Genomic DNA, 2,747 nt, shown 5'->3' with positions numbered 1-2,747 from the left:
TCTGTCGCTAAATCTAAAGAAGCTGCTTGATAATGACAGTTACCCTCAGGTCCTAAAGGAATTAAAAGCTTATGCTTAAATGATTCATAATCATGGGCATCTTGGTAATAGCCAAGAGCTGACTCTTTTCCCTGCCGGTAACGAATAGATCTCGGGTTATGAAAATGATCTATACTTGTTCTAATCACATTCTTTCCCCTATTTTGAAGTTCCTCAGTGAGTTCATTAGCAAGTGTTGTCTTTCCTGAGGATGTAATTCCACTAACTCCTACTCGTATGGGGTGTCTTGTTTTTAAGCTCAATACTTTATTAGCTAATTCAGAAATAAGTTTTTTTCTTAACATGTGATCTCCTTTCCAAACACTGATGCCTTTATTTTTCTATCTATAATATGAATAACCTCTTATTATTCATCTCGGTCAATAGCACAATATGTGCTCTTTTTCCTTACCAATGTAAGTAACTGTTAGGTAGTAACTTGTAGCAACGGACAAAAAGAAAGAACGTGCTTCAATGAAAACACGTTCTGACTGTACGTTGTTACACTATTTGTTTAGTAAAAATGTTTTTTTCTACAAAAGTGAAATGACTAGTAAACCATGGTTCCTCTAACTTTCTGTATTCTTACGTATTAATTTATCACGATCAATAAATTGAGGAGGTTTCTCCATCCAAGAACGCTCAATTAACATATTCGTCCCATCTTCAGCATAGGCTCCTGATTTCATAATAAATTTACTATAAAGAGCTGCTAAATCATGCCGGATACTTAAGGACATCGCGCTCCCATATGTTGCAACTCCAAGGGCACACAATGCATTAACAAAACAAAGCATAATCTGCTCTGAATAAGGAGCTACAGTGGAGTCTGTAACACACGTATCCCAGGTCATAGAGGCAGGAATATCACTTTCATGTAACATCTTATGGGTATCATAAAGAATACCTGAGGTGAATTTCGTACCACGTATAAAATGCTTTCTTATTTCAACATCCTGCACTACTTGAGAAAATCCTAAAAGGATATCCTTACCTAGTTCATTATTAAGTGATGTCATATATAAATGAGAGGTTTCCAGTGCAAGTAGAGATCGTTTGTGCCCAAACCATCCGGTCAGAAACTTCTGCTCTGTCACAAACTCTACTTCCTTTGGGTAATCCATATAAGGTGGTCGAATAAAGACACCTTTTTCCTTCATAACTTCTCGTGTAGCACCATTAAGGCTAATCGCCTCTTCCACATATTTATGGAATAAATCATGGATATCCTTCCGACAGGCCAATGTAATACCACCTGTATGTGCAGTCATTCCAAATTTACTCATGTGTAGAAGATAGGCCATATAAAAAACATCTGTAAAAAGACGGGGCGCATTCAATTTAACATGTTTTTCTATGGGGAACCCAACGGGTTTAGGAATTCCCTCTTGTTGAAAAATCGTTTCTATTTCTACTAGATGCCCTTTAGCTACGTTAATTGTTTCCTCTAAAAGAGGTTTGACATCTGGATCCTCTACTGTTTGTAAAAAATGTGTGACGATACAGATATTTAAACTATCATTCATATAAGTATTCCATAGGTTTGAGATTTCAGCGCTTGTAAGACGCGTAGATTTATTTATTTCTACCATATATTATCCTCCATTTACGTTTATCTTTTACATAAAATGGTAACAATAAACGTGAAGTTTAAGAATTTCAACTTGGACTTTCCATTCAGAACCACTCTATCTACCAGGGGTGGTTTTTTTATTTTTAATACGTCCCTTTTTATTCTTGTTCCCTATCAATCGCACAATACGTACTCTTCTTTCGTACCAATGTAAGCAATAACACCTCATACATCCGTTTTTTAGGGTTCGTACTTGGTCTTACAATCATCAACACCCCAAATATGCCCATGAAGATATAAAAGGGAATTTGAAGCGTAGGATGAATAAAAAAGCGTAACATCATCGTGACCATAAGTAAGCCAATAATGAACAACAAATCGAAGAGATAAAGTGATTTATTAATCTTTAATTCCGTCGAGATTTCTTTCGGAATGTTATAGTTTGCCATGATTCTTCTCCTCCCTATAAAAAAGAGAAGTAACGCTTGTTACTTCTCTTCTGGTTTATTTCGTTTCTTTGATCCAAGATTTCGTAAATCTCGCCCTGTATTTCGTCCAATTTGATAAGAACGTTTTGTTTTGTGGATTGTTTGCGAATTATCAATACGTTCTTTTACCTTTCCTACCCCTCCCTTAAAGTTATCTTTTACCACTTGTGCAATATTGCGTGTTTCTATCCGATTTTGATCTGGCATTGGAATATCGTCTGTTGAAGCAGGAACTGTGTCTTTTTCAATTGGTTGTTTTCCTTGGCGAGGTTCCTGTGTAACTGCCACTTGTGCTTGGGCTTGATCCATCCCTGTCGGCATGGAAACAGACGGTTCTCTTGTTGGTGTAGGATAACTCACACTTTCTACAGAAGATCCACCTTCACTTGTACTTCCACCGTAACCGGAAGTTTGGATTTCCTCATGAACAGGTGTACTCACATTTCCTACAGAAGAGCTACCTTCACTTGTACTTCCGCCGTAACCGGAAGTTTGAATTTCTTCATGAACAGGTGTACTCACATTTCCTACAGAAGAACCGCCTTCACTTGCACTTCCGCCGTAACCGGAAGTTTGGATTTCTTCATGAAGAGGAGCACTTGCTTTTCCTACAGAGGAGCTGCCTCCATTTGTACTTCCACTATGAC

3 protein-coding genes and 1 pseudogene are annotated in these 2,747 nt (G+C 37.5%); all 4 read right to left on the bottom strand.

What is annotated here, in order from left to right:
• The coding region (locus POF52_RS30860) for a zeta toxin family protein (protein ID WP_271998165.1) at window positions 1-344 on the bottom strand (344 nt) is incomplete at its 3' end.
• A 264-nt stretch (window positions 345-608) separates the two neighbouring features.
• Window positions 609-1,631 carry a DUF3231 family protein gene (locus tag POF52_RS30855; RefSeq protein WP_271998163.1) on the bottom strand — a complete coding sequence of 341 codons (1,023 nt, stop codon included), beginning with the start codon at window positions 1,629-1,631 and terminating at the stop codon, window positions 609-611.
• 139 nt (window positions 1,632-1,770) lie between these two features.
• On the bottom strand, window positions 1,771-2,061 hold the full coding sequence (locus POF52_RS30850; RefSeq protein WP_271998160.1) for a DUF5592 family protein: 291 nt from the start codon (window positions 2,059-2,061) through the stop codon (window positions 1,771-1,773).
• A 39-nt stretch (window positions 2,062-2,100) separates the two neighbouring features.
• A pseudogene (locus tag POF52_RS30845) lies at window positions 2,101-2,747 on the bottom strand (hypothetical protein); the annotation flags it as partial.

Source organism: Priestia sp. AB, from assembly GCF_028369225.1.
GTDB lineage: Bacteria > Bacillota > Bacilli > Bacillales > Bacillaceae_H > Priestia > Priestia megaterium.
This window is presented reverse-complemented; position numbering and strand designations above follow the sequence as displayed.